The 22633-nt window shown below is 43.5% G+C and carries 10 protein-coding genes; 5 read left to right on the top strand and 5 right to left on the bottom strand.

Going from position 1 to position 22633, the window contains the following annotated elements; all coding sequences use genetic code 11:
* Positions 1-412 precede the first annotated feature (412 nt).
* Positions 413-5929 carry an endo-alpha-N-acetylgalactosaminidase family protein gene (locus tag AC58QC_RS07080; RefSeq protein WP_497414483.1) on the bottom strand — a complete coding sequence of 1839 codons (5517 nt, stop codon included), beginning with the start codon at positions 5927-5929 and terminating at the stop codon, positions 413-415.
* A gap of 297 nt (positions 5930-6226) precedes the next feature.
* Here AC58QC_RS07080 and AC58QC_RS07075 point away from each other — a divergent pair, with 297 nt between their 5' ends.
* Genes AC58QC_RS07075 through AC58QC_RS07055 form a run of 5 tightly spaced genes read left to right on the top strand, consistent with a single transcriptional unit; the run spans position 6227 to position 12183 of the window.
* Positions 6227-7762: a spore germination protein gene (locus AC58QC_RS07075; protein WP_497414482.1), complete on the top strand. Its 1536-nt coding sequence runs from the start codon at positions 6227-6229 to the stop codon at positions 7760-7762.
* Positions 7759-8859: a GerAB/ArcD/ProY family transporter gene (locus tag AC58QC_RS07070; protein ID WP_497414481.1), complete on the top strand. Its 1101-nt coding sequence runs from the start codon at positions 7759-7761 to the stop codon at positions 8857-8859. The genes AC58QC_RS07075 and AC58QC_RS07070 overlap by 4 nt, the downstream gene beginning before the upstream one ends.
* Positions 8856-9974, top strand: a complete 1119-nt coding sequence (locus AC58QC_RS07065; RefSeq protein WP_497414480.1) for a Ger(x)C family spore germination protein — start codon at positions 8856-8858, stop codon at positions 9972-9974. Before AC58QC_RS07070 ends, AC58QC_RS07065 begins: the two co-directional genes overlap by 4 nt.
* Entirely contained in the window at positions 9971-11068 is a 1098-nt protein-coding gene (locus AC58QC_RS07060; RefSeq protein WP_497414479.1) for a GerAB/ArcD/ProY family transporter, read from the top strand. The genes AC58QC_RS07065 and AC58QC_RS07060 overlap by 4 nt, the downstream gene beginning before the upstream one ends.
* Positions 11065-12183 (top strand): Ger(x)C family spore germination protein, encoded by a 1119-nt coding sequence (locus AC58QC_RS07055; protein WP_497414478.1) that lies wholly within the window; start codon positions 11065-11067, stop codon positions 12181-12183. The genes AC58QC_RS07060 and AC58QC_RS07055 overlap by 4 nt, the downstream gene beginning before the upstream one ends.
* Positions 12184-12343: 160 nt before the next feature.
* On the opposite strand, the gene AC58QC_RS07050 is transcribed toward AC58QC_RS07055, so the two are convergent.
* The 4 genes from AC58QC_RS07050 to AC58QC_RS07035 all read right to left on the bottom strand — a co-directional run bounded on the left by AC58QC_RS07050 (position 12344) and on the right by AC58QC_RS07035 (position 22620).
* Entirely contained in the window at positions 12344-15565 is a 3222-nt protein-coding gene (locus tag AC58QC_RS07050) for an S-layer homology domain-containing protein (protein ID WP_497414477.1), read from the bottom strand.
* A 288-nt stretch (positions 15566-15853) separates the two neighbouring features.
* The gene (locus tag AC58QC_RS07045) at positions 15854-16942 is read right to left on the bottom strand and encodes a HupE/UreJ family protein (protein ID WP_497414476.1); all 1089 of its coding nucleotides are present in this window, start codon (positions 16940-16942) and stop codon (positions 15854-15856) included.
* A gap of 97 nt (positions 16943-17039) precedes the next feature.
* The gene (locus AC58QC_RS07040) at positions 17040-18584 is read right to left on the bottom strand and encodes an S-layer homology domain-containing protein (RefSeq protein ID WP_497414475.1); all 1545 of its coding nucleotides are present in this window, start codon (positions 18582-18584) and stop codon (positions 17040-17042) included.
* A 157-nt stretch (positions 18585-18741) separates the two neighbouring features.
* On the bottom strand, positions 18742-22620 hold the full coding sequence (locus AC58QC_RS07035) for a cohesin domain-containing protein (protein ID WP_497414474.1): 3879 nt from the start codon (positions 22618-22620) through the stop codon (positions 18742-18744).
* Positions 22621-22633 lie beyond the last annotated feature (13 nt).

Below are 22633 nucleotides of genomic sequence, written 5' to 3'. Positions count from 1 at the left end.
AAAAATTCGGGTCGTAGCCGAAAGCAACACTTCTCATGAAATTCGACCTTCACGCCGGTTACTTTCTCCAGTTCTTTGTACATGCCCATTTTTGCATGCGTTTTCATTTTTGAAGAGGCTGCATGTTGATTGGACACCCCATAGGTCAGATTCGTCAGCTGCGATTCTCTGAGTGTAGCCTCACGAAGCTAATAATGAATAGGCTCTTTATTTCATTTCCTGTGTATTTTCGTAAGAAATGCAGGATAGAAGTAAAGAAATCACTACGACATTAAAAATCGTCAGTATACACGTCCATAATAAAATATGGGCAGCCCGCGAAGAGGCTGCCCATTTATGCATTTGCGCGATTTGCGCGATTGTCAGTTCCTTGTTTTCCATTACCAACTTCAGATAAAGCAAAACATGCTAATTAATTTTGGGACAACAAATATTGAGCATCCCGCAGTAAGTAGCTTGCGGCTTCGCTTCCAATATGCTTGCCGCTCTGAGCCTTCACTTCATTCACAAAAGCAGTCAAATTGTTCTTAGTCAATTTGCTCTGTAAGCTATTCGCAATACCCGCATTATCGATCCACCCCGCATTCTTAAAGCGCGTTACTAATGCCATTATGGAGTCGACGCTTGTCGTGGTCTGAAATACTACGGTTTGGCTGCCTGTGTTCCCTGCCAAATCGCTCGCCGTTACGATCAACGTGTGCGAACCGAGCGGCAGCGTATAGAGAGGAATCGTTGTTCCTTGCTGCACCACCAACGTATCCAACATAACTGTAGTATTGCTGTTGTCAACCCCGGACAGGTTATCGCTCAATGTAATGATTGGAGCAATATCACCGGCATCACTAATCGTACCATACACGACTCCGGTCACGGTGATTGTTGGAGCAACCGCATCCAAATTGAAACTGATCGTTTTCGGCGCTTCTACGTTGCCGGCCTTGTCCGTTGAACGGTAACTCACGGTATACTTGCCGTCTTGACTCAACGTCACAGGCGACGAATAGTTTTGCCAAGTAGCCCCGCCATCCAGACTGTACTCCATCTTGGCTAAGCCAAACACATTGTCGGCAGTGATAAGGCTTAGGGAAACCGGATGAACGTACCAGTCATTTGCTCCATCCGGTGCTGCCGGCGATAGGACAGCGGACGTCGCAGGCGGCGGCGTATCCGGCGTTGTAAGCATTACATTGATCTCTGCAGCCGATGCAAATCCGTTACCGCCCGCTGTTGCTTCGAGCTTGACATAGGATGCATTGGTCGAAGTAAATGTTGCGTATTTCAACGCAATGTTGTTAACCCAATTTCCACTTGCAACTTTAGTAAAGGATACCCCATCCGTACTTACATACACGTTATAGCCTGTAATAATTCCGTTACCGCCAGATTGCCTTGGTAAATACGCGACTTTATTGATCTTGTAGGTTCCTCCAAGGTTTAAGGTAATCGATTGGGGGAGAACGTCGGATTTATCCCACTTTGTATGCCAGATCGTTCCCGGGTTTCCGTCAATTGCCATTAAGGCTTCGTCACCCGTTTCCTGACTTGTCGCTGTTGCCGTCATTTGTGACTGAGGGACAGTATCAACAACTGCTTTTATTGACATAGGATTACTTATAACGGTCATCCCGTCTAATGTAACCCTTACAGCAACGGTTGCATTAAACCCAGTACCAAGTTCGCCTTTAACAATGATCGTATTGCTGCCTTCAACAACAGATAACCTTGAATCGCTAAATTGATATGCTACAGTAGCCCTTGATAAATCAGCGGTTTCTCCTGTACTTAATAAGCCATTAAGTGTGGCAACGATTGGATTGTTGAGTTTAATTGTATTTTTGTTCAGGGTTAAGTCAATTTTAGTTAAATAGGGAGCCGCAACTATATTTCCTGACTGATCAACAAAAAGATAAGTAATCTCTTCAATAGAACGTCCGCCTATTACTACTCTGATGTTAATCTTTGCTATACCTTGTGAAACAGCGGTCAGCAGGTTTGAAGCGCCTACCGTAATCACACCCTGGTTTTCACTTGTTACCGTGATCTCCGCATCTTTAATATCAATCGGTACACCCGCACCCGTAAAAGCCTTAATGACATATTTACCTGTAGCAGCATCAACCGGCTTGAACTCATATTCGAAGTCATCCACAGTCGGTGTCGGTGTAATCGGCGTCGATCCCGACGATGCTCCCAGATTTCTCATCGTCACATTATCGATGAGTACATTCGATTTGTCTACGTAGAATCCAGTTCGGCCTGCCTTTGTTTTTAGTAGCGAAATATTGCCGTCATAGAGCAATACTTGATCAACCTGGAGCTTATAACGGCTGCCCGTATACGTCAGTTTCACCAGATGCGGAATGCCTTGGGTCAGATGAATGCCGTTGTTTTCTCCCGGAGGGGGATCGTTTATTGTTCCCTTGTGCCCTTGCGGATCCATATAGAACCAACCGCCTGCAGCCGAATCATAATAGATTTTGGTATAGCTGTCCGGCCCGGTGTAACGGATGACAGCACCCGCTGTATTGCCGGATTGCGGCGTGATCGTGAACGTCATTTCGCCGTCGGCGATATCCGGTGTGTTCTGATCGAGCGCTATCGTATCGTACCGATCCGTTTTCAAGGATAGCTGTTGGTTCGATATCTGGACTTGCCCGTTGCCATATGCAGCGATCCAACCGCCCAATTGTCCATCGTCAAACGTTTGATCTGCTGTCTCGTTAAACGTCACTGCGCCCAAATCCACAGTAAAGTCATCAACGAGGAGCTCCTGATTGTTATCTGAGCTCGTACCGCCGGGTTTTTTGATAATGCGGAAGCTGTAATCATCTGCGCTGCCCGTCGTAAACGTCTTGCTGTAGAAGTATTTACCAACGTCGAGCGTATCGTTAAACTGATCGACGGCGCTCGATCCGTAGCCGCTGGTTAACGCAAAGCTGTAGCTGTTCGCATACTGCGATTTGTACGGGAAGCTTACCGTGTAGGTCGTATTCGGCAGCAATTTAAGATTCGTTGGAATCGTACGAACGATTTCACCAGAGGCGTTATTGCCAGCTGTCATTTTCAACGAAGAGTTTCCGCCCAGCGTATTGTAAGTGTATCCTGCATGCAATCTCGTGATTTGATTAGTCCCGCTGTTATAGACGAACGGCGTGAGACTTTCCTGGTTGCTTTCGAAATCTTCGAAGAAGTAATGACTGCCTTGCGGCGCCTTATTTACAAGCTCGACCACACGAATATCGTCCAAATCCGCTTCCGCTGTTGTCGATCCGGCAACCGCGTTCGCTTTCATGTAGAAGGTTGCGCTCGTAGAACCGGCCGGTACGGTAAAATTGACCCAGATCCGCTGCATATAGCTCTGTCCGGACGCGCCTCGAGGCGTATACATTTCTTTGTTCAGAATGTTCGACTTGGTGAGCGTATTAGTCATTTCCGCACCGCCATAGTCCTTCACTCCGATCGTCAGCGTCCGATCGTTCTTGACCTCCGCATATACGGATGCCTGGTACGTTTTGCCAGGCGTTAAACCGGTTAGCGTCTGGGCAATGGTTGCATCGGCGCCGTTGTTCCCTTTCACCTGCAGGTACGTTCCCCCGCCAACATCCGTCTGGATGGACACATGACTTGTGCTGCCGCCGGTTGAAGTGACGTTCCAATTGTTTAATAACCGGCTGTCGAATCCGGGGTCTTTGGTCAATCCGCCTTCGCCGAAGTTCAAACCTGTTACAGGCGTGATCGCGTCTGACTGGCCTGCTTTATAAACAACGTAAGGCGTGTTCGCTTCTGCATTGATCGTCACTTGACCTGAGTTTACAGGCAAGTTCGTCACCAATACTTTACCGGTATCCGTAAGCTTATACAGATCCACAGTCGTTACGCCTGCCCAACTAGCGGGAAGCGCCCATGTCGTATTACCGCCTACAGAGTTCCAGTGGTACAATTTGGTCTCTGTTTGAGGATCCCATGGAAGCAAATATTGAGTCAGCTGAGGCGTCACAGTCTTACCGTGATAATTTGCCGCGGTGGTTGCTATGATTTTCTTTTTAAACTCTTTTTGGTACGTTGCGATCAATGCTCCATTCTTCCTCAATTCAACTTTAGGATTGTTGGTAACATTAGTCCCGTCATTCGTCACGGTACCCGGAGCAACAACCTGACCGGTCAATCCGCCTTGGAACGTAACTTTCGTAGCCTGGTTCAATGTCTGATCAATATCCATCTTCATGATTTCGTGATTCTGCATGTATTTAAAGAGCAAGTTATTCGTAAAGAAGACTTCCATCTGATCCTGGACAGTTAAGTTCGTATCTCCCTGATCTTCGCCTCCATCATCTCCATATGACATGGAGCCTGCATGACGGCTGCCAAGAAAAATCGGATCGTACATGAATTCATCGGTCACATGGTTTCTGATGAACCTTTGCACTTTGCTTTCGTTCTGCGTGACATGATTCCAAATGCTGTAGCGGTCGAGTGCGCCACTGAATTCCGTGCCGATCATAAAACCGTTCTTGTTCAATTCGTGCGCCAGCTTCCACTGAGCGTAACCACTACCGCTATACACATCGAGGTACGTCCATTTCAAGCCCGGAACGTTCTGGCGAATTTCAGCGATTCTGGCAGCCAAACCGGTTGGCCCGTTATCGATCGCATCATCCCAACGCTTTATGAACTCTATAGGGGCAATACCTTTCCAGTCTAATGTCCCATGAGACTTATCCGGGCTGTAAGCATCCGCTGCGCGATTTAGTTCTCTATGATTGATATGGATGCCTACATACGCATTTAACTTTAAGGCTTCCGTCGCTAATGTGTTCAGATCCGTCTGTCCGCCAGCTTTCGGATCGAAATTCCTGCCATAATCCGGCTGAAGATTATTTCCTTCCATCTGGCCTTTAACCTCAAAGAGCTGTCCAAAGCCGTCCGAATACAGATAAAACTTCTTCAGATTATCAAGCACACGCAGGAATGGCCATTGCGTCAGCATTCTGGTGTGGGAAATGTGCGGCGACACTTTCGGGATAATGTCGGAGCCGTAAGGAAGCGTCATAATTTTACGGTAGCCGATTCCGCCATCCTGCCAGTTCACGACTCCGTCCGAGTTCGCATCTGCGTTAATAGCTACCTTCACGTAGGGGAGCTCAACGATGTCTTGCTTGCTGCCGTAAATTTCCCGGTATGTCCAAGGATGGCTCCAAACGCCCAGCTTCTTATAGCCGGTTTTTGCAACAGTCTGGTATACGGCATGCTGCTCATATTCATTATAAGCCGGGCTGATTTTTTGATTATCAGGCACAAATTCGAATGCGTTGCTATAGATCGCCGCCGCAAGCTCGTTCGTATTCAGAAGCAGATACGATTTCCCGACCGGGGCGGTATCCAGCGCTTTGTTCGCAAGCAGATTGTATTCTTCCTTCGTGCTGTTCCATGAACGCACATCGACGCCTGTTTCCTGCGCACCTGCTTGCGTATCGCGAATGGAGATCAGACTTTGGTTCGGAATTTCAAATGTTCGGACCAGTGTGGAACCGTTTTCTTGAATGTCCGTCACTTTGAGGCTGAGCACGTTATCGACAACCTTAATCTCGACGGTTAGCACAACATTGATGCTAGCAAAAGTAAGTGTATAGTTTGCTTTATTAGCAGCTACTATCGAGAACTGTACCGCTGGCGTATAAGAAACGCCATTGATGTTTACCGTGGAAAGAGTGTCCTCTTGACCGTACATGATTTTTCCGTTGCTCAGGAGTTGGTATTGAATGACCCTTGGAAATTGGTCGTCAATCGTAACTTGCATGTCGGCGGATTGAACTGTAGCCGAAGCGGCATGAGCTGTAGGAATGCCTAAATCCACCGTCTGTGCGGCCATGAGGAGTGTCGTGAATAATGCAGCGAACTTGGTAAAACGGTAAGATTGCTTAATTTTCAATACGTTTTCATCTCCTTTTTTTTGCATGCGTTTTCATTTGTGAAGAAGCTGCAGGATGATTGGACACCCCATAGGTCAGTTAACTTCTGGTTCCAAGTGTAGCCTCATGTAGTCGTAAATAAATAGGCTCATTATTTCATTTCCTGTGTATTTTTGTAAGAAATGTATGAAAGAAGTAAAGAAATCACTACGACATTAAAAATCGTCAGTATGTGATTATGTTTGTTGATCCTGAATAATTTTGCCTAAATGTGGGAAAATTTTGTGTACATGTCATATAGGAATGGTGGTGCGAGGATGGTGATGATCCGGAGATGGTTAAAAGGAATAAAATCTGATCTCAGAAAGAAATCATCCGTTCCACTTAATCAATCGATTTCAGGAGTCCTTGTAGATGACATAGCTACCCTGCAAGCTTTTTTTACCTTTGCTCCAGATCTTGTTACACGTCAGTTTCAATTAAAGACAGGGGACACTGCCATTCTTGTTTATTTGGATGGACTCATTGATAAATCAGCGATTAATAATAACGTCTTAGCCCCCCTTATGTATGAAATTAATTCGATTAACGATATTTGGAACTCTTCCATTTCAATTGCAAAAACAGAAATTATCACCTTATGGTCAGATATTGAAAGCGCGATTTTTCAAGGTAAAAGCCTCCTACTTATTGATGGGCAGACACGTTCAATTATTTTACATACACAAGGCTGGCCTCAAAGAGCGATTAAAGAACCGCAAATCGAATCCACGTTAAAGGGGTCACATCAAGGGTTTGTCGAGACATCGGGGCAAAATATCGCCTTAATCAGACGCTATCTTCCTAATCGTGAATTGAAAATAAAAGAATGCAACGTCGGATCTCGGGGAAATACGAGAGTGTCTATGATGTATCTCGAAGATGTTGTACAACCTAATCTCGTGAAAGAAATGGAGGACCGACTATTACAAATAAATGTGGACGCCATTTTAAATACGGGAGAATTAGCGGAGTTTATTGAAGATCATCCGATAAGCCTGTTTCCACAGTTAATTATGACGGAACGTCCGGATTCTGCTGCAGCCCATATGTTACAAGGAAGAATAGCAGTCGTTGTCGACCACTCCCCCAGTGTAATCGTGGCTCCTGTAACCTTCTCGTCGTTCTTTCAAAGCGTTGATGATTATAGTAATCGCTGGTTAATAGCCAGTTTTCTGCGTTTATTACGCTATGTAGCCTTAATTACAACAATCTCTTTATCGGCCGTATATATAGCTATTGTTTCATTTCATTATGAAGTACTTCCTTTGGATTTGTTGGTATCGATTGGGGAATCCAGAGCAAAGGTACCTTTTCCTCCAATTGTAGAGGCATTACTAATGGAGCTATGCCTGGAGATGTTAAGGGAAGCAGGACTACGTCTGCCGGGCCCAATTGGACAAACGATAGGTGTTGTAGGGGGTATTGTCATCGGTCAGGCGGCGGTTCAAGCTGGAATTGTAAGTAATATTATGGTGATTATCGTTGCCGTCACGGCTATTTCCTCTTTTATTATCCCTGATTACGACATGTCCTCCTCGCTACGGATGCTTCGCTTTCCAATGATGCTTCTGGCCTCTTTGTTCGGAATGGTAGGCATTGTAATCGGATTGATGATTATAGGGGTTCACCTTATTTCAATGGAATCATTTGGAATATCCTATGGAAGTCCGATTGCTCCTATCCGACTGTCTGATTGGAAAGACGTATGGGTTCGACTCCCTATGTGGAAAATGAAAAAACGCCCAGTCTCGGCTGATCCAACTCAACTTATCAGACAGGGTGCAAACAGAGAAGGTGAAGATCAGCCATGAATAAATATTCGTTTAATCAAATTTCGTTGAAACAGTATATCTTTATTATCTATAAAACCCAAGTGGGAATCGGTGTACTTTCCCTTCCCCGCGATATAGCGAAAACTGGCGGTACCGATGGATGGATATCTATTTTGTTGGGTTGGATTGTGGCTATGCTTCTTAGCTTAGTCATTATTAAAATTATGGAGAAAAATCCCGAAAAAACGTTATTCGAGCTTCTATCTAAATACTTTGGTAGATGGGTAGGAAAAAGTTTATATGTTGTTTGGATACTGTACGCGGCATTTGCAGCAAGCGTGGTCATGTTTTCAACGATCCATATCATACAGATATGGATTTTTCCGGATATACGGAACTTTATCTTGATGATTCTGTTTATCATTCCCATCTATATGGTTACCAAGCAAGGAATAAGGGGAATCGGACTCTTTGCTGAGTTCGTTTATCTTATCTCTTTCTGGATGCCTTTCTTGTTGTTGTTTAGTTTAAAAGATGCCAACTGGCTTTTCCTTCTTCCAATCGCTAAAGAAGGCTTGTTTCCCATTCTGCTTACTGTAAAATCAACCATCCTTTCTTTCCTTGGGTTTGAACTGGCTTTCATTCTATATCCGTTTCTAAAGGACAAGAAATCAGCGTCCAAAGGAATTATTATTGCAAACTCTTTATCCCTGTTTGTTTTTGTAATAGTGACCTTAATCAGCTTTGTTAGGTTTTCCCCAGATGAGATCAAAGATTACACCTATCCCACCCTTAACTTACTGAAGCTCATCCGATTGCCGTTCTTAGAACGGTTGGAAATCATGTATCTTTCCATTTATTTGTTTATATTATTTATGACGATCATTCCCTACCTGTATACAGCTGTGCTGGGCGTAAGTCAATTATGCGGCAAGCAGGATCATCGAAATATATTACGAATTTTCATGTGCCTATGGTTCCTATCGTCATTCTTTTTCCTCCCTTCTTCTTCACAAGTTAATCAAATGGGTAAATTGTGGATGATGGCAGGTGCATATTTCGCTTATGTGTTTCCCATTTTCCTATGGATCTACGGATGGTTGTTTCATCGGGTTAGAAAGGAACAGAAACTATGAAGAAATGGCATGGCATTTTCTTAACAGGTGCAGCTTTATTATTTATTACCGGGTGCGGTAAGTCAGGTTCTATAGAGAATCAACGGTTTACTTTTGCTGTGGGTATAGATTTTGATGAAGAAAAGAAGTTACTCCTCTACGCATCAACTCCTGTCTTCAGTAATGTAGCTAAGGAAAGATATAAAATTACATTCACAACTGCGGATACATTCCGTGAATCGAGGAAAAAACTCGAGTCGAAACTAAACGGCAATCTAGCATCTGGAAAACTGCAAAGTATTCTTATAGGGAAAAAACTGGTGCAACAAACCAATGTATTACCCTACTTGGATGTCTTCTTTCGCGATCCTAAAAATGAAACTAATGCAAATGTGATTGTGGTTGATGGGGATTTGAAAGACGTGATGTATACGAATATGAGTGATAAAGGCCGATTAGGTAACGTGATCAAACAATTGACAGAAAGCACATATAGAAGCAGAATTTCAGTGCTAACTACACTACAGAAATTCCATCAACAAATGATGGATAATGCAATAACGCCATGCATAACTGAAATGAGAGTAGAGAAGAATGATCTCGTTATTTCAGGGACCGCTCTTTTACATAAAGATGGTACCTATGCTGCTTCTTTGAATAAACAAGAAAGTTCTCTATTGCTATTATTGCAGCGCAAAACGAACAATCCCATACCGTTAACGTTTCACCTTCCTCCTGAGATGTTTCATACAGATGAAGAAATGTCCTATGTCAGTTTCAATGTTAAAAAAGTAAAGGTTAACTTCAAATCAAAATTCGATGAAAGCCAGCTTACAATCGAAATCCAGATGAAGGTTATGATCGATTTAACGGAACGCATGTTTACCTTAGACATGGAGAAAAAGGGCAAAATGTTGGGACAAGCCATTGAACAAGAGCTGAAAAAACAATGCGAGGCTTTAATTAAGAAAGCTCAGATGCATCAAGTTGATCCGTTTGGTTTTGGGATTTATGTGTCGGCACACGATTACAAAAATTGGATGAAGATAGAGGATCACTGGGGAAAAGCTTTATCTGAAGCAACCGTAAATTATTCTCCTAACGTTGTCATCAAAAGTATCGGAGTTTCCGAATGAGCAAATACGCGATGAATCAAATCTCCTTGAAACAATACGTTCTTCTTATATTTGAATGCCAAGTCGGGGTCGGTATGCTATCCCTTCCCCGCGATTTAGCTGAAACGGCCGGTACCGACGGATGGATATCCATTCTATTGGGGTGGATTTTGTCTATGCTGGTAAGCTTAATCATCATCCGAATTATGGAAAAAAATCCCGACTATACATTATTCGAACTTTTATCTAAATACTTTGGCAAATGGGTGGGTAAAGGTTTAGCAGCAGTATGGATTCTGCTCAATGCCTATGCAGCAAGTACAGTCATGTTATCAGCGATTCATATCATAAAAATATGGGTCATTCAGGATATACGGAACTCCACTATAATGATCTTATTTACCATTCCCATCTATATGATTGCCAAGCAGGGAATCAGGGTGATCGGAATCTTTGCTGAGCTTGTTTTTATTGTCACTTTGTGGATGCCGTTCTTGTTGTTATTTACGTTAAAGGATACGCAGTGGATGTACCTACTTCCGATTGGAAAAGAAGGTGTGTTTCCCATTCTGTCTGCTGTAAAATCAACCCTATACTCTTTTACTGGATTTGAACTGGCTTTCATTCTATATCCTTTTCTAAAGGACAAGAAATCAGCGTCCAAGGGGATTGTTATTGCCAATTCATTAACGATGATTATCTATTTAACGACTACAATCGTCTGTTTTGTTAAATTCTCTAGAGCCGAGGTCACAGATTACGTTTATCCCGTGCTCAACTTATTGAAGATGATCCATTTGCCTTTTGTGGAACGGCTGGAGATCATATGTTTGTCCGTTTATTTGGTTATCATATTTATGACCATTATTCCTTGCCTCTACGTGGCCGCATTCGGAACAAGTCAATTATTAGGCAAACAGGATCATCGAAATTATTTGCGAATACTCATTTCCTTATGGATCCTATCTTCATTCTTTTTTATCCCTACTTCTTCGCAAATAACTCAAATGGCCAATTCGTGGGCGATGGCAGGCTTTTATATTGCTTATGTGTTCCCCATTTTCCTCTGGATCTACGGATGGATTTTTCATCTTAGAAAGGAAGTGAAAACATGAAGAGATCCCATGCTTTTTTTTTAACATGGTCAGTTTTGTTGTTTGTTACGGGGTGCGGTAATACCGTTTATATAGAGAATCAACAGTTCGTTCTTACAGAGGGGTTAGATTTTGATGAAAATAATAAGTTAAACATATATACTTCAACTCCTGTCTTCAACAAAGAAGCCGCAGATCGATATAAAATCACATCCACAAGGGCTAATACGATGCGCGATTCAAAAGGGGAAATTGATGGTAAGACGAGTGGCAGCCTTGCTTACGGAAAATCGCAAAATTTCCTTTTAGGGAAAAAACTGCTGCAGCAAAGAAACGCATTTCCCTATTTGGATGTTCTCTTCCGTGATTCCCGAAATGAGATGAATGCGAATGTGATTGTGGTTGACGGGACTGTTAAAGATGTGATGTATACGAACATGAGTGATAAAGGCGAAATCTCCAACGTGATTAAACAACTGACAAATAGCACAAATAAGAGCAGAGTTACTGTGCAAACTTCACTACAGAAATTTCATCAACAAATGAAGGATAAAGGAATGACGCCCTTTTTAACTGAGATGAAAGCAGAGAAAAATGAACTCTTTATTTCAGGGACTGTTCTTTTACATAAAGACGGCACCTATGCGACTTCTTTGAATCATCAAGAAAGTTCTCTGCTCCTATTATTGCAGCGCGATACGAAAACCAACATACCGTTAACGTTTCACTTGCCTCCTGAAATGTTCCATACGAATGAAAAAATGTCCTATGTTAGTTTCAATATTAAAAAGGCAAAGACTAAGCTCGAGGCAAAATTCGAAGGAAGCGATCTGACCATCGATATCGATATAAAGGTTCAGATCGATTTGACGGAGCGCATGTTTACCTTGGACTTAGAGGAGAAGAAAAAACAGCTAGAACAAGTCATTGAAAAAGAGTTAAAAAAAGAATGTGAAGCTTTAATCAAGAAAGCTCAAAAGCATCAAGTAGATCCCTTTCAGTTTGGCGTCCACATACGCGCATATCATTATAAAGATTGGAAAAAGGTACAGGATAACTGGGGAAAAGCGCTATCTGAAGCAACAGTAAATATTTCTTCTAGAGTAATCATCAAAAGTATTGGGGTTTCTGAATAGTCAATGAGAAGTGTGAATATTTTGGTTACCATTTTGATACAGTGGCGAGCTGCGCGGCTGTAGTCCTCGATTTATTCGTACGGTACAGGAATCCCATTACTTACAAAAAAATGCAGATCTGTCCAAGTACCAGACAGATCTGCTTAGGATTCTATGAAGATTAGTTCAAGCTATCCAAGAGCGTTTTTACTTGTGGGTTAAGGTTCAATGCATTCAGAATGACCGTAAGAGCCTCCGCACGTGTGGAGTTGCCCTGCGGATCAAATACGCCATCATTCTTGCCGCCGATGATGCCAGCTTCTGCTGCATCCTTGATTAGATTAGCTGCATAAGAGCTTGCGCTTGCCATATCCGTGAAGTTGCCTTTGGAAGCATCTTTTTCCACTTTACTTAAGTTCACAATACGGGACAGGATGATGACCATTTCTTCTCGGCTGATCGTTTGGTCCGGTTTGAATGTTCCGTCTCCAAAGCCAGCAAGTACCCCTGCACTAGCGAGTTTCTCAATAGCGTCTTTAGCCCAGTGATTGCCAATATCGTTCAGTGCAACGGAGTGATTAGCACCACCGCTGATATTGAATACGCGAGAGATGATCGCTGCAAACTCCGCACGTTTGATTTTGTCGTCAGGATGGAACGTGCCATCCCCATATCCTTCGATAACGTGCAGTTTAACGAACGTACCGATGGTCTTTTCAGCCCAGTGCCCTATTGTATCAGCTAGTTCAACCTTTACATTGAATTTCTTAGCTTCCGCGACTTTGGATTCAATAGCACTAACCAAGTTTATTACATTAACCGTGTCGCCATTGAATACATCAACCGTGGGTTTTGTAGGTTTAGGCGTCGGCGTCGGTGTTGGCGTCGGTGTCGGTTCCGGTTCTGGTTCCGGTGTCGGTTCCGGTGTTGGCGTCGGTTCCGGTGTCGGTTCCGGTTCCGGTGTCGCACGATTCACAGTTACCGTATACGTCTTCTTGCCGGTTCCGTCTTGAGCCGTCACGCTAATCTGAATCGGGTTCGCGCCCACCTGTAAGTTGTCGGCGCTATATGTATACACATTGCCGGTTACGGAGTTGTAAACGGCTCCTGTTACGGAGCTGTAAGTCGCTCCCGAAACGGTAAACGTTGCATGGGAATCCGCTGTGGCAAAATAAACATTGCTGCTTGAAACGGAATTAGCTACATCCACGCTATAGTTCAGATTTGCTGCTGTAAATGCTGGCGTCAATGTCCCCTGATCCACTAACAAGCTGGACAACAACGCATTTGATGATGCCGGAGGAGCTGTCTTGTCGATGTTAGCCACAGTAGCTATTACCGAGCCTGTATTACCCGCTGCGTCAACAAAATGAAAGGTAAAGCTGCCATTTTGCGTAAATGAGAAGCTAGTTGAACCGTTATTATTGGTAATCGTTACATCTTCACTTGGTGTAATGGTTGCAACTACATCTTGATTGGTTGGCGTTGTTGTATTGTAAGCAACTGTTGCCGTAGGCGCAACTTTGTCGATGTTAGCCACAGTAACTATAGCGCTACCCGTGTTAAATGTTGCATCAATAAATTCAAACGTGAAACTTCCGTTCTCACTAAACACATAGCTAGCAGAACCGCCGTTGTTCGTGATGGTTACCGGCTCGCTAGGGGTTATAGTTGACACAACGTCTTGGTTTGTGGGATTGACATTGCTGTAGCTTACAGAAGCCGTCGGAGCAATGGTATCCATGTTATACACTGCAAAATCCCAAATAGACGGAGAAGTCGTAGCACTCGTAATGTAAAGCCTTACTTTACTCGCCGTTACTGGTTCGAAGGTATCTTTCTCTATAAACAAAGGCGTACCACCCGTAAAGGCATTCTCCCATTTGGAACCGTCCCAATATTGAATCTTATAGCCCGTTATCCGATTACCCTCATCCTGATATTCCTTAAAAACAATTTGATTGAAAGTCGTATTGGCTCCAAAATCCACGTCCAATGTCGCACTAGACGTCCCCGTATCTGTTGCCCACCTTGTAGTGAAAGAACCATCCAGGGCCTTTGACGGGCCGTAAGTCGCATTATTTTGATAATAATTACTTGCCGTTACTGTTTTGTTTAATGCCAAATTCACTGGCGGCTTCATATCGCCTGTTGGTGCAACGATTGTAAAGGTCGTGCGGGTAAGCTCTTTATTACGGGTTTTATTCAAGTTGCTATATAGCAATACGGCGTCATAAGTTCCGGGAGCCAGATTGGCAGAAGTGAATGTTAATTTGCCATTGTCATTCCTCGCAGGCTGCTTGTCGATTGATTTACTATCGGGCTTGATCTCAGTCCCCGTCGGGTAGATCCCTACCCAATTGTTCGGGCCGAATAAATCAGAATACTGAAGGGATACGTATTCGCCTTTCACGTATTTCGACTTAACCGTCGTTAACGAAGTTGCCAAATCCAATTTTTCCGGCTTCTGCGCCAGCTCTGTACGGAAAGTGGATACGACCGAGCGGTGGTCTGACGGCCATGGCATAATCTTGATGTCGGTATACGGCCCGTCCTCACCTACGATTTGACTGTTCACCGTAACAGAAGGTCCCGCGGCATAGATGAAATCGATTCGATCGTGTACCTCATTTTTGGAAGGGACAGGCGTCCATGTAAAGGCCGGATGCTTGGACGGATCCGGATGAATTTCACGATAAGTATCGCGGAAATCCAACTGTTCCAGCTCCTTCGATACCGGCCATGTTACCGTTGTACCGAAATGGCTAGCTTTGGTACTCTCAATCCAATCCAAGTGTGACGCGCCGTTAAAATCGCCTGTCAGGAAAACAGGGATTCCTTCCTTCGCCAGTTTCGGCAGCTCTTTAAATTTGCTCTCCATTTCTTTCATATGATAGGTTCTTTCGTTCTGCATGACGTACTCAACACTCTTTTTATCCCGAATATCATAGGGTCCGTACGGGTAAGCCAGTTGGTGTACATTACTCATAGCCACAACCTTGCCCGGCTTTACTTCGATATAGACATAGTCAGGGTGCCCCGAATTAATAATGGGATAACGGCTAATAATCTCCTGACTTTCATCGTAGTAGAAACCGAGTTTCTCGGCGAGCTTGGGAATGCTTAATTGTCCTTCTTGAATTCCGACGACATCGGCTCCGGCCTCCTTAATGGCCGCTACTGTTTGGTCAAAGGAAACTTTCCCCCCCCCTAAATAGATGTTAAATGTCATAATTTTTAAATCAACCATGTTCCCCTGCTCTTTAGGAATGGACTGATCTGTGGACGCCGCCGGTCCAGTAAAGCCTGTCATAATGAAAAAAGCCAAACAAGCAATGAATAGGATGGATGTACGGAATCGATTGTTGTTCTTCAGAAAAGTTTCGAATGGATTGGAACTCATTTTCGCTCACCTCATTATCATATTTTCACAGATTCGTTCAATTACTATTGATCGAATAAATAACATCCTCGATACAATGCCAATTTCGTTCGATTTTCTTCAATCGTTCTAATAAAATTGTACACAAAATTTTACTGCAATTCATCAACACACTGTAAACTGCACATTAAGATATTATGAATTATAGGAAACCTAATCGAGATGGGACTACGAATTGGTTAGAAACGCAAAATAAAAAGAGCTAGCAAAAATACCGCTAACTCTCGTATTGATCAATTAATAGCCTAATTACAATCTTTGAATCAACCAATAAAATGCCAGTATGAAAATAAGGCAAGACGTAAAAATCATCATTTTACGATACCACGGGAATCTTCGCAGCCAAATCAAGAGGGGCAGTACTAGGCATAAGACCATCAGTTGGCCCGTTTCTACACCTAAATTGAACGTCAGGAGCGTGCCAATCAGATTGCCCTTTGGAAGTCCTGTTTCAGCCAAAGCCCCGGCGAAGCCCATACCGTGAATCAGGCCAAATATGGCTGTCATTACCCACCGCCATTTCGCCTTTTGAACAACCATATTTTCCACGGCCACGTAACAGATCGTCACCGCAATCAACGCTTCGACCCAAGACGAGATGACATGGATACGGCCCGACGCCACCAAGAATAGTGTAATGCTGTGGGCGATTGTAAAAGCAGTAACAATTGTCAAAGCATCCTTGTAGCGGGATGCGATTAATACTAAGGATAATAAAAACAGCAAATGATCATAACCTGTCAAAATGTGTTCGATTCCAAGTACAAAGTATTTCCACAGGACGGAGCCAATCTCGAGCTGAGCAGAGGAGCCAATCTCTGGCTGAGGTAAAGTTATCTGAATATCTTTTCTATTGATATCAAGAATATCCTGATAGAAAAATTCCCCTGAATGGACCGAGAGCATACTCTTATGCATAGGCGCATCTTCAAACACCAGATTGTAATGAATAGTAAATTGTTCGATCGCTTCATCGGCGGTTAACCTTAATTGAAACACTACGCCTCTTGTGGAACCCTTTGTTGCCACGTTCATCGAAAGCAATTCCATCGTCAAGGGTTTCGAATCCACATCTATCCTAATATCTTTCTGTAAAAACGATTCGATTCCTTCCTTTTGCGAAGGCAGTTCCTCGTTCTCCAGATTATTATCCTTGTTGGTATCAAATTGCACAAGCAGATCTCGTTGATCAAGAAATAGCTCATAGTTAATCTCGTTCCCTTTAACGTATATCGCCGAGTACCCCATACTTTCGGAATGCGCAAATGAAGTTGTGGCATTCCCAAAAAATAATAAGATCGTGATTATGAACAAGGATAGGAATGAACGCTGTTTCATAGCGGAACCTCTTTTCATGAGATGCAAGTATTATAATCTGCAATTTAGTTTATCCGATCACGACCGTTCATTCTGCAACTTGAACATATTGCTCGACTTAGTTCAAGCTGTCCAAGAGTGTTTTTACTTGAGGGTTAAGGTTCAATACATTCAATACGATCGTAAGTGCCTCCGCACGTGTGGAGCTGCCCTGCGGATCAAAAAAGCCATTGCCCTTGCCGCTGATGATACCCGCTTCTGCTGCATCCTTGATTGGATTTGCTGCATAAGAGCTTGCGCTTGCTATATCCGTAAAAGTGCCTTTGGAAGTAACTTTTTCCACTTTACTTAAGTCCACAATACGGGATAATATTATGACCATTTCTTCACGGCTGATCGTTTTGTCCGGCTTGAACGTCCCGTCTCCATATCCGGCAATCACTCCTGCGCTAGCGAGTTTCTCAATGGCATCTTTACCCCAGTGGCTGTCAATATCGTTCAGAGCAACCGACTGATTGGCGCCGCCGTTGATTTCGAATACGCGCGAGATGATCATTGCAAACTCGGTACGTGTAATTTGACCATCCGAATGGAATGTTCCATCCTCATAACCATCAATAACGCCAAGTTTCACAAACGTATTTATGGTTTTTTCGCCCCAGTGTCCATTAATGTCAGCCAGTTCAACCTTTTCATCAGCTTTCTTGGCTTTGGCTACCCTGGAAGAGATCGAATTAACAAGTTTAATCTCATTGACAATATCGCTATTGAATGCGTTAACCGAAGGTTTATTGTTGTGATCTTTAGGATCTTTAGGATCTTTAGGATCTTTAGGATCTTTTGGATCTTTTGGATCTTTTGGATCTTTTGGATCTTTGGGACCGTCGGGAGATGATGTACCGCTCTGAGAGCTTGCACTTACCGGTGTACTCCATTCGCTGTCTCCTGCCGAATTCTTTGCCCTCACCTTGTAAGTATGGGTTGAGCCTGCTTCAAGACCTGTGTGTGCGAACGGACTTGATCTGTCCATTTGAACAACTTCGTCTACCATCAGGTCATAACCCGTTGCATCTTTTGAATGATTCCAAGTTACGTTAATCTGTGAGGTACTTGTTGCTGTAGCTGTCAAACCTGCAGGCACAGCGGGAATTTTGACCTCATTACCGTTTGATGCTTGTATTACAGCCACTACCTTACTATTGACTGGAAAAAATTCAGTCAATAATTTCGAATCCACCCGTTTCATCAGTTTTACACTGTCCAGTACAATTTCGGCCGATCCCTGCCTTACCGCATGAAATGGCAGCGTAGCCAGCGTTACATCGCCGCTTTGGCCAGGAGTGTTGCCTTGTTGCGTATATGCGATTTGAATTTTGTTCCCATCCACATAAGGTCCGACTGTAAAGCCGCTACTTTGAAAATCATTTTTAAGAAACTCTAAACGGCTTGTATCAAACGATAAATTGACTTCAAATGCGTACATATCGGTTAATTGTTTTCCTTCTACCTTCACTTCAAAGTTTTCACCCGCCGATATGCTTGGTTTCGTGATGGAAAGTAAAAAGCTCGGGGTAGTGTTTGTGTTTGCATGTATAAAGGACTGCGGAATCATGAACACGGTCAAAAGCAACGTCAGACTGAACGCGAGAAGTTTTTTTAACATCAAAGTAATCCGCCCTTTCAAAAATTTGTTAGTATAATTGGCCATATCGGCGACAGAAGGGGGAGATAAGCTCTCCCCCCCATTTCATTGCCGATCAATCATCAATTTTGCTAATACGATCAATTCAACTTTTCATTCAACAATATTCCTTGTTATTTTACTTAAACATCGCTAAAGCTACGATTGCAAGGTCTTCAAGACCAACCTTGCCGTCTTTATTTACATCCGCTAACACATTCCAACCCGACTGACCTTGTTGTTTGCCGTAATTTCCTGCAACAATAGCCAAGTCTCCAATAGAGACACCGCCTCCATTGATATCTGCGTTTATTCTCTTCGTTTCAAACACTTGTATTGCTGTGTCCAATGCTGCTTTGGCACTATCCACCTGCTGCCCAGTGGCATTCGGATCGTTTGCTATCGCATTGGCCGTGACGATCGCCGACTGTAATTGCGCTTTGGCTCCAATCGCATACAGGCCGTTTCCATTGCCTTCCTCTGCTGCATTGTACTTAGCCTGAGCGTTTGCGATCAAAGCAGTCAAAAGTGACTTGTCTACAGGTATACGAATTTGTATCTCGTGGGAGGCTCCGCCGACCTGCAGTTCATTCCCCTGTATATTGGCAATCACAACATTGTCGACAGAAATTGTCGTCATATAGGTTGCCTGAGTCACAGATTTGGCCGTAAATTGGAATGAGAGCAGATCGCCTTGGGCAAACAAGTTCTCTCCCACGCTAGCAGCCACAATCCGGACTTGTCCAGGCACCTTCTCCTCTTGATCGATGACTTTAAATCCTTCTTTTAATGAAGTAACCGAATTGAACTGTAAACTCAACGGATCATAGTGAAGCGTCAAATCTTGCCCATACACTTGCTGGTATACGCTTTGCGTGACGTTGCTTAATCCCATCATTACATCGAATGTTTGGCCAGGGGCCACCTGCTGTAAACCTGTCAATGTAGACTGAGGCATTGCTGGCGCCGGCAGCACAGTCACGCTGATGCTTGTTGTCAATGTTACATTGTTCGGATTTGCCACACCTGCAGGCAAGGTTACAGTTCCATTCACAGTAAAGGTCTGTGCTGTCTTTTGAGCTGGATCATAGCTCGAAGCTCCTACATTCCATGTCACATTGGCATTCTTGCTTCCTGCATCGGTAACCAGAACTACAGTGGAAGGCAAGCCAAGGGCTTCTGCCGTCTTTGCTGTTCCGTTGGCCAATCCCTGGATGGCTGCGGACTCTGTTATGTTCTTTAACGTCACAGATTGAACGACTTGGAATGTCTTGCGATCCACTACCGTATAACCGTCATTGAGCAAAAAGAGTGCATCATAAGTGCCAGGGGCCAGTCCATTGTTTAAACTAACTTTTCCGGATCCAGACTTTAAATAACTCCATATCAAAGATACACCGGCACCTGGAGGAACAGCTCCGGTTCTGTAGATGCCGACCCAATCTTTCCCGTTTAACGCTGCCCCAGTATAGGATAGGGTAATGGCTTCCCCTTGGATGTATTGAGATTTGTCTAGTGTTATTGGGCCGGCAGCTACTCCAGCTGCTTGAACAGTTACGTTAATGCTTGTTGTCAATGGAACGCTGTTCGGGTTTTCAACTCCGAGAGGCAGGGTTACGGTCCCTGGCACCGAGAAGGTCTGCACCGTCTTGATAGCCGGATCGTAGCTAATGCCGCTTAAATCCCACTTCACACTTGCGTCTACATTTCCTCCATCGGTTGCAAGAATTACTTTGTTGGGCAATCCAAGAGCTTCCGCTGTCTTGGCCGTTCCGTTATTCGCAGATACCGATGCCGGCGCAGTGATACTATTTAATTTCGCACCCTCAGTTATAATGTCAATGTCCTGCGACGAACGGTTATACATGGAATCCGCAGCGAACACCCTGAGCAGATATGGCGTTTTCGGCAATAACCCTGTTATCTTATATTGCCTGTATACATCGAATGGCTTGTCTAGCGGCAGCGAAAGGCTGTTGAACGATTTGTCCACATCCCCGGTGAGCTTGTTGAGAAGCTCAACATTATATTCCAGAACGCGTACATTATCATTTGCTTGCTTCATTGTAAAATTAACTTCGCTGCTCTTCATGGAATCAACAGTAATTCCCTCATCAAACTGCGGAGGTATGAGTTCTCTAATATCGTTCTTGCTATACGTAAAGGCATTTCTGCCACTACCAGCGTTTACTACAAAAGGGATGCCTACAAATTCGTTTGTACTTAAGTTATACTGTTTGATGATAATTTTCGGACCGTAAACCTCTAAGAAATTCACGATGCGAGGCGTGGTATGATAATTAATATACGCGCCTTCTATATAACCGCCGTATGGCCCAGGATCAATATAACTGGAATATGACGACGCACCAGAATCGAGATACGTAGCCGAACCTTGATAGAGTGAGCGTTCATCGGTCGGGTCGTATTGTGTATGGCCTGAAAAATAGACTACCTGCGACAAATTATTGTCGGCTATATATTTACCTACAGCATTACTTCCCGCGCTGCTCCATCTCTCAGACCACACGGTTCCGCTTATCGGGTAGTGAGACATGACAAATATCGGTTTGGTTGGATCGTAATCCGCTTCTTTTGTGATGGTATTGAGGAAATTATTAGTTTTTCCCACCGTATTTTGGTTGTTATAATTTGCGTCAAAACCTACAATGTTATATCCTTTTACCTTGACACGATAAGCATTATTAAAGAAATTGTTATCGAACGATTGCGTAGTTTCGTTCCACGCGCCTGCCGAACCGATAGGTATTAAGTTTTCGGCGCCGCCCATATCATGGTTGCCTCTTACCATTAATAACTCAGTCTTGTTAAATACACCCTCACCTTTAAGTTTTTGGTGTACTTTTGTAAGCTCACCCATCCACACATACTCACTGGCTTGGTTACCGCCGGTAACGTCGCCAGGAATCAACATGACATCGGCCTGCGGGAATACGCCCATTGCTTTTCTGAAATCTTCTTCCACGCGCGCAATTGCTGCCGGATTACCACTGATTTCCGTGTCACTGTTCACCGTTATATTTAAACCAGGGGGAGTTAATGTTTTATTACTTTTTTGATAGATGAATATGGCATTGTTGAGTTCACGTTCGTAATAATTGATGGTTTCCTGTGTATAAAATTTTACTTTTTGTGTTGTTGCAACCGTATTTGCATAATTTAAAACCTTTTTTAAATAATCAAAATCGGTTTGGCTGAAGCCGTTGCCGAGACCTCCTGATATTATTGTGTTTGCTTTTGATATTGCGTCGTCAAGTGCGTTCATATCTACTTTATGTCCAGCGTAACTATTATAATTCGCTTGAACGACATCACTGCTAATTACGCCTTTCCGAATCATTAGATCAGCGATATCGAATGAATTTCCGCCGAGGTTGCCCAATCCGTCACTACCAATATTTAATGGGTTCGACGTATCTAAAGATCCGTACCTCAGCGTAGTTTCAGCCATTTTGTAAGCATCAATATAAAGCGACGCGAGCATTTTATCTCTGTCTACAACAAATGTCACGTAACGCCAATCGGAAGCATCAAACGTGTTGCGCCCAAAGGAAATGTTCTTTACTTTTGCATTCGGGAATCCAAAATTCATGTTGACCGAATTGGCTGATGTATAAATCGCCCAGCCTGCGTTAGAGCCGTTACTAAAATCCTTGTTCGATAATATGACCTGATTATTCTTAGTGTCACCCTTATACCAGAAGGATGTGGTAAAACTGTCTTCACCAAAATTCAAGCTACGCGTCATGCTGGCATAATTGCCGTTTCCGCTTTCTAAGTGCAGAGCTTTGGTCCCGGGTAATACACCGTCTACATAACTATAATTTCCCTTTGCTATCAACGGATGCTCTGGATCTGCATCGTCCTTTAAATTATTATCGAATTTAACCGATGCAATAAGGGGGTTGGCATTTGCGTCATTTTCTGATGCTGCGGTGACCGATACCGTACCGAATAACATCATTAATATGAGGGTTAAGGATAAAATTCTTTTCACTACAGAAAACCTC

This window comes from Paenibacillus sp. J22P51 (genome assembly GCF_059692215.1).
Note: the sequence above shows the minus strand (reverse complement) of the source record. Positions and strands in the feature narration are given on the sequence as shown.